At 69.1% G+C, this 6,749-nt stretch carries 7 protein-coding genes; all 7 read right to left on the bottom strand.

Annotation, left to right across the window (positions count from 1 at the left end):
* A partial coding sequence (locus V6M42_RS02185) for a sulfotransferase (protein WP_332676843.1) occupies positions 1–739 on the bottom strand: 739 nt, incomplete at its 3' end.
* A gap of 156 nt (positions 740–895) precedes the next feature.
* Positions 896–3,739, bottom strand: coding sequence for a M16 family metallopeptidase (locus V6M42_RS02180; protein ID WP_332660936.1), 2,844 nt, complete (start codon positions 3,737–3,739; stop codon positions 896–898).
* Positions 3,740–3,861: 122 nt separating this feature from the next.
* Positions 3,862–5,229: a DUF6880 family protein gene (locus tag V6M42_RS02175; RefSeq protein ID WP_332676840.1), complete on the bottom strand. Its 1,368-nt coding sequence runs from the start codon at positions 5,227–5,229 to the stop codon at positions 3,862–3,864.
* A gap of 103 nt (positions 5,230–5,332) precedes the next feature.
* Positions 5,333–5,527: a hypothetical protein gene (locus tag V6M42_RS02170; protein WP_332676838.1), complete on the bottom strand. Its 195-nt coding sequence runs from the start codon at positions 5,525–5,527 to the stop codon at positions 5,333–5,335.
* A 109-nt stretch (positions 5,528–5,636) separates the two neighbouring features.
* The gene (locus V6M42_RS02165; RefSeq protein WP_332676836.1) at positions 5,637–5,948 is read right to left on the bottom strand and encodes a hypothetical protein; all 312 of its coding nucleotides are present in this window, start codon (positions 5,946–5,948) and stop codon (positions 5,637–5,639) included.
* A complete protein-coding gene (locus tag V6M42_RS02160; RefSeq protein WP_332676834.1) occupies positions 5,945–6,412 on the bottom strand; it encodes a hypothetical protein in 468 nt (155 codons plus the stop codon). Before V6M42_RS02160 ends, V6M42_RS02165 begins: the two co-directional genes overlap by 4 nt.
* A gap of 1 nt (position 6,413) precedes the next feature.
* Entirely contained in the window at positions 6,414–6,743 is a 330-nt protein-coding gene (locus tag V6M42_RS02155; protein WP_332660945.1) for a hypothetical protein, read from the bottom strand.
* Positions 6,744–6,749 lie beyond the last annotated feature (6 nt).

Raw genomic sequence — 6,749 nt, 5'->3', positions numbered from 1 at the left:
CGGGTCGCTCGGCTGAAAATCGCAGGAGATGGTCGCGGTATCTCGCGTATCCCGCCGACTGGTCCTGCTCCAGGAACCAGTCGAGATAGCCGTACACCGGCGCGGTCAGCCAGAAGGCGGCGCTCGTCATACTGCTGTCCAGCAGGAACCAGCACTCCTCCGGGTCGTCCGCCGCGACCCGGTGCATCGCCTGGAAACCCGGGGCCAGCAGGTCGAGCAACGCCAGTTGCCGCCGGGCCTGCTGCCGACGGCGGTCGCGGCCCCGCGGCCTTATCGGGTTGCGGACCTCCCAGTAGGCCAGGCCCCGCGCCCCCGGCATGAGGGCGAGCAACCGGTGCAACAGGGTGGTGCCGCTTCGGGGCAGGCCCATGATCACCATCGGGCGGATCTCCGCCTGGTCCGCCTCGACGGCGCGGCGCCTGCGATGATGCTCCTCGAGCAGCCGCGTGTTGAGCGCGCTGAGTATGTGCTGCCGAAGCGCCAGACGCCCGATCGTCGTCAGTCTGGCGTCGCGCTCCGCCGACCGTGTCAGGACCGCCAGCCCGGTCTCGAAGTCGGCCGGGCCGAAATCGTCAAGCGCGGCCCTCCTGACGGCCGTGGCGATCAACCGGTCCGGCGACAGCGACAGCAGATCAAGGGGCAGCCGCCGCAGCGCCGGACCGGCGCCGTTGAACAGTCGAACCGGCAGGGGGTGTCGGACCGCTCCGGCCGCGCTCGATCGAGGAGGACAATGGGTCACGTTCAGCGCCGGGCTCGGAAGGTCTCTCTTTGAAGCCCGGAACGCCCCTCGACGGAAGGGCCGATGACATCGGGCGGCGAGGGGCGCGCGCCGAACGAAAAGAGGCGCGCCGCGAACGGCGCGCCTCGGATCGTCACAGGCCCACGGGGTTCAGGCCTATTGGGTCGCGGACCGAACCTCGATCGGAAGGCCCAGCGTCTCAAGCTGGGGCTTCACCACGGACGCATCGCCCACGACCACCCAGACGAAGCCTTCGGGGTGGATGACTTCGCGGGCGGCGGCGTCGAGCTGAGCCGCGGTCAGGGCGCTGGTGCGGCTGGCCAGGGTGGTCTGGTAGTCGTCCGGGCGACCGTACAGGGCGTTGGATCGCAAGGCGCCCAGGATCTGGCCCGAGGTCTCGAAACCGCCGGCCAGCGAGCGGGTGTTGCCGTTGATCGTCCGCTCCAGCTCCTGCGGCGTGACGCCGTCGGTCTGCAGGAAGCGATCGTACTGGGCGATCAGGGCGGCGATGGACTCGCCGGTGCGGTTCGCCTGGACCGGCGCGTTGACGATGTACGGCACCCGGTGCTCGAGCAGGTTGGCGTTGCCGCGCACGCCGTAGGACCAGCCCTTGGTCTCGCGCAGGTCCGAGTTGATCCGCGACAGGAAGTCCGAGCCGAGGGTCACATTGGCCGCGTTCAGCGCCAGCAGATCGTCGGTTCCGGAAACCGGAAGGACGGCTCCGCCGTAGATCAGCGACTGCGGCGACTGCGGCCGGTCGATCAGGACGATACGGCTGGTCGTGGCCGGGATGGCGGCCGCAAAGTCCTTGGTCCCCCTGGCCGTCGACGGAGCGCGCCAGTCGCCGAATGCGGCCTCCAGCCGGGGCGTCACCTGCGCCAGAGGCAGGTCCGAGACGATAAAGATGGTCGCATTGTCCGGACGCACCCAGGCCTCGTGGGTGGCGACCAGATCGGCGCGGGTCAGGGCGGTGATGGTCGCCTCGTCGCCCGTGCCGGTGAAGGACCGGCCGTAGGGGCTGGCCTCGCCGTAGATCAGCGGCGGGAGGGCGCGGGCTGCAATGGCTCCCGGGCTCGTGCGTTCGCTGGCCAGGCCCGACAGGCGCGCGGCCCGAATGCGTTCGATTTCGGCGGGGGCGAAGGCCGGGTTCCGCACCACGTCCGACAGAAGGGTCAGGCCAGGCGTCAGATTGGCCGTCACCGTCGACAGGTCGGCCGACGTCCGGTCCATCGAGGCGCTGACGTTGACGGAGGCGCCGAGGCGCTCTTCTTCCTCGGCCAGCTGGTTGGCGTCGCGGGTGGTGGTGCCCTCGTCAAGCAGGTCCAGCATCATGGCCTGGGCGCCGAGGCGGTCCGCGCGGTCAGCGGCGTAGCCCGCGTCGAACTCGACCGCCACCCGGGTGACCGGAACGGTGTCGACGTGGGCGTAGACCACCTTGATTCCGTTCGACAGGGTCGCGCGTTCAACGGCCGGGAACTGCAGGTCGGGCACCTGGCCGATGGCGGGCATCGGATCGCGGGCGACGCGCTGGATTTCGGCGGCCGGCACCGGGGCGGCGCCCGACGGAGAGGCGGCGGCTTCCGCATAGGCTTCACGCTCGCCGGGGGCGATGGTCAGGTCGAAGACCGGGCGGGTCAGCCAGCGTTGCATGGCGGCCGTGACCTGGGCGGGCGTGACCGAGGCGTACCCGGCCAGGTCCTTCTTGTAGTGGTCCGGATCGCCCGCATAGAGCTGGCCCTCGGCCAGCACATTGGCCTTGCCGTTGACCTGCTCGAGGCTCTGGATGCGGCCGGAGACATATTGGGTGGCGACGCGGGCGACCTCTTCCTCGGTCGGACCGCGGGCGACGAAGTCGGCGACGATCGCGTCCAGGCGACGGCCCACCTCGGCGGCGTCCTGTCCCGGCTTCACATCGACGGAGATGTCGAAGATGCCGATCCGGTGGAAGTCCGACAGCGACGACGTCACGGCCACGGCCGTCTGCTCGCCGCGAACCAGCTGATTGTCCAGGCGGGACGAAGCCAGGCCGCCCAGCACGGAAGCGGCGACCGACAGGGGCACGGCGTCATCGCTCAGCAGGCCGGGCACCGCCCAGCTGCGGGTCAGGCGGGTGTTGGCCACCCGATCATGCATGGTCGCCACGACCGGAGCGGCCAGGGTCGGTACGTCGGCCTCGGCCGGGGTGTTCACCGGGCCGCGCGCGATCGCGCCGAAATAGCGTTCCATCAGCGGACGGGCGGTCGCCTCGTCGATGTCGCCGGACAGGACCACGATGGCGTTGTTCGGGCCGTAGTTTTCGCGGAACCAGTTGCGCACCGTCTCCAGGCTGGCGGCGTCCAGATCGGCCATCGAGCCGATGGTCGAGTGGCGGTAGGGGTGTCCCTCCGGGAAGAGCGCTTCCAGCTGGGCGTATTCGAACAGGCCGTAGGGCTGGTTGTCGCCCTGGCGCTTCTCGTTCTGGACCACGCCGCGCTGCAGATCGAGGACGTCCTGGCCGACCTCGCCGAGCAGATAGCCCATGCGGTCGCTTTCCAGGAACAGGGCCTGTTCCAGCGCCGGGGTCGGGACCGTCTGGAAATAGTTGGTGCGGTCGAACCAGGTCGTGCCGTTCAGGTTCGACGGCCCGAGGTTGCGCATACGGCCCAGATAGCTGCCCGGCGCATTTTCCGAGCCGCCGAACATCAGATGCTCAAACAGGTGGGCGAAGCCGGTCGACCCGGCCGGCTCGTCCTTCGAGCCGACATTGTACCAGACCGACACCGCCACCACGGGCGCCTTGCGATCCTCGTGGACGATCACCGTCAGCCCGTTGTCCAGCACAAAGCGCGACCAGGGGATGTTGACGCGAGACACCAGGTCCGAGACCGGCGCCGCGGGAAGTTCCGGCGCCTGGCTGGCGCCGGCGACCGCTGCGGTCTGGGCGGCGGCGGGGCCGGCGATGGTCAGGGTCGGTGCGACAACCGCAAGAAGGGCCGCAAGAGAGACGAGACGAGCGCGCATAAACGACTTTCGAATGATTCAGGCCAAAGGCGGGAGCGGGCATAGGGCATGGCCCGGCGACCTTCGTCAAACGTGACTGTAGCGACGCCTGCGGGTCGTGTTCGCGCGCGCGTCAATGCGCCTCAGCGCCAGACCGGACGTCGGGGCGCGGCGAGCGCCTTCAGACCCTCGACAAAGGTCGCGTGAGGTTCGAGCGTTTCGGAGCCCGAAGCCCCGGCGAGGGCCTCCGCCTCGCCGATCAGACCTTCCACCTCCCCGGTCACGCCATCGCCCAGCCGGACCAGGGCCCGCGCCCGCGCCCGCAGGAGCAGGACAGCCGCATCCGGATAGCGCCCGGCGAGCCGGGCCGCCCACAGGGGCGTGTCGTCGACCCCGCCCCGCAGTTCATCGCGCCGGGCCAGCACCATATCGGCCGCCTCGCGCTGGGCCGGCCAGTTCATCAGGAACGCGAGCCCTTTCATCGGATCGGCGAAGGCGGTCGCGATGGCGAAGGCGCGGTCCAGGGCGATGACATCCTCGAAGTCGGCCAACCCCGCCAGCAGGGTCCTGAGCGCGTCTTCGGAAAGCGTGCGCTCAAACAGACGCCAGCGCGCTTCCCTGGCCTCATCGGCCAGGCCCTCGGCCTCGAGAACGGCGATCTCGGCGACGTGCCAGCTGTCCGGCAGCGGCGGACGCTCGGCGATCTTCGCCCGGCCCCAACGATTGGCCTGCGGCGGTTCGGTCCGCGAGGCCTCGAGCGCGCGGCGCGCTTCCTCCGCACGACCGGACATCGCCAGTCTTCTGGCGATCTCGGAGGCGACCTCCGGCTTGCGTCGGTCATCGTCGGGAATGGCCAGGACCCATGCGTCGATATCCCCTGCCCTGTCCGCCAGCTTGCGCACGACAAGGGCCAGCCGGCCCGTCGGCCGGGGCCGACCCATCGTCAGATCCGCCAGCAACCGCCGCGCCAGCGGGGGGCTCAGGGCGGCCGCGCCGCGCCCCACCCACGAGGCCCATTCGGAAAGCCGCGTCGAGAGCGCCTCGCCGAGGACCGGCCCCGCGACGTCGGGTCCGGCCACGGAGGCCAATGAGGCGAGATCCGCCGAGGCGGCGTCGAAAACGAGCGTCAGTTCGCCCTTGGGGTCCTTCACCCGCGCGGCCAGCGACGGATAGAGATCGAACCAGGCCACCAGACGGTCCAGCGCCAATCTGGCGTCCATGGCTCCGAGCCGTCCCACAATCATCCGCCGCAGCATCTGAAGGTCCGCGAGCAGTTCGGGCCGCTTGCGCCATGACACCCGGGCCCGACTGCCGGCGAGCGTGTTCAGCCGCTTGTCCAGTTCCAGCGCCAGGTCCGGCGCTCCGACCTCGGCGGCCAGCTCCATACGCAGTCGGCGTTTCAGGTCCCCGTCCGCCACCTCGATCAGCAGGGCGGCGAGACGATCTGCGCCCAGCGCGGCCAGATTGGCTTCGGACAGGGTCTTCCTGGGGGCGGCGGGACGTTTGGCCATGGCTGGGTCAAGACGCCTGAAGCCCGGCGGTTGCAAGCCCGCCGCCGCCACTCTGCGGTCTGCAACGGGTTCAGCGGGAGACTCCGCCTCCGATCCCGAGGCCCTACCCGCGGCCGTCGCGCTTCAACCTCAGTTTCTCCTCGCCATCCAGCAGCACGTTTACATGGGTGAACTGGTTGCCCAGCAGCAAGCGCATCTCGGCGAGATCCCGGGCCTGATCGATATCCGTCGCTTCAACCGCCTCTTCCTGGGGCGGGACGGACGGGCCGTCGTGCAGGTGAAAGACATAGGTCGGCATGACGTATCTCCTCCAAAATCGAAGGCGAAAACGGCTGTCTACTGCTCAGGTTCCCGTTCAGGAAAACGACGGCTTCCGCGCGCCGCAACAGGAGCCCGGGCGCCCGACCTCAGGCCCGGCTGGCGCCCAGGACGATGCCTGAACCATTGGTCTTTCCGGGCCTCGGCGCGTCAGCCGCGGTATTCCGCAGCAATGAGACGACACGCTCGATCGCGCGCAGGTCCAGGCCGTCGCTACGACCGTCTCCCCGTTGCTCCATCACCACTTCAAGCATGGTGGCGGCGTCGGCGAACGACGTCGGCCTGTGCGCGAGAATCACGCGCTCGGCGTTTTCCAGCTTGGCGAAATCATCGTCGCTCGCGGTCTGGCGCGTGGCTTCCCAGAGCGCGGTCGCCTGTCCGAAGGTGCGTTTGGCTTTCATGTTATTGCTCCCGACCGGACCCTGGATCCGGCTGATGTTGAAGGTCGGGCGTAGGGAGCCGAGCGGGCCTCCCAGATGCCGAAAAAGGCGAGAAGCATCAGTTGCGTCCAGATGACGATGCGGACCGTGACCGCCCCCCAGACCTGCAGGTCGCCGAACACGGTCGCCACCCACAGGCCCATTGAAAGAAGCTGAACCCCCGTCGCGGCGATCAGCCACCAGCGGTCTGTCCGCAAACTGAGCACGAACAGGGTCGCAAAGACCCCGATGGACAGGATCGCCACGCCGTAGCGGAGCTCGCCGATGTGCAGGTGGTCCACCAGCGGCGTCCCCACCATGTCGATGAGGAAAGCAGTTCCCGCGATCCGTTCAGCAGGCCGGCCAAACACCAGCAACAGTCCGATCGCCGCAAAGCTCACCAGACCGATGATGTGCTGGGCCAGGGTGTAGCTGGCATCGAACACGTCAGCCGTTCGCGGCCAGCGGCGTCGGCGCCGACACGGTCTTCTGCTCATGCGGCCCGCTGAATCGCCACGATACGCCAAGGCTTTCGGCTACCCGCGCCAGGCCTCCGTGACTCCGGACCACCAGACCCCGGGCTCCGTTCAGCTGGGCCAGACTGGCGACCACATCGCTGATTTCGTCATGGCCGACATCGGCTCCGACCGCCGCCTCGCGCCGGCCGTCCAGCATGGCCTGCAGCAACTCGCTGGCGGCCACCATGGCTCGATCAACCGCATGCTCGGTCGTCTGGATCTTTCGGGCGATCCTTGCCCCTACCTGTGCTTTGGTCACGTCCCC

Source organism: Brevundimonas sp., assembly GCF_036677305.1.
GTDB lineage: Bacteria > Pseudomonadota > Alphaproteobacteria > Caulobacterales > Caulobacteraceae > Brevundimonas.
This window is presented reverse-complemented; position numbering and strand designations above follow the sequence as displayed.

What these genes read in the sequence shown, in the direction of transcription:
- V6M42_RS02175 (WP_332676840.1), bottom strand. Translation starts at nt 5,229, where the DNA reads ATGGCCAAACGTCCCGCCGCCCCCAGGAAGACCCTGTCCGAAGCCAAT.
- V6M42_RS02170 (WP_332676838.1), bottom strand. Translation starts at nt 5,527, where the DNA reads ATGCCGACCTATGTCTTTCACCTGCACGACGGCCCGTCCGTCCCGCCC.
- V6M42_RS02165 (WP_332676836.1), bottom strand. Translation starts at nt 5,948, where the DNA reads ATGAAAGCCAAACGCACCTTCGGACAGGCGACCGCGCTCTGGGAAGCC.
- V6M42_RS02180 (WP_332660936.1), bottom strand. Translation starts at nt 3,739, where the DNA reads ATGCGCGCTCGTCTCGTCTCTCTTGCGGCCCTTCTTGCGGTTGTCGCA.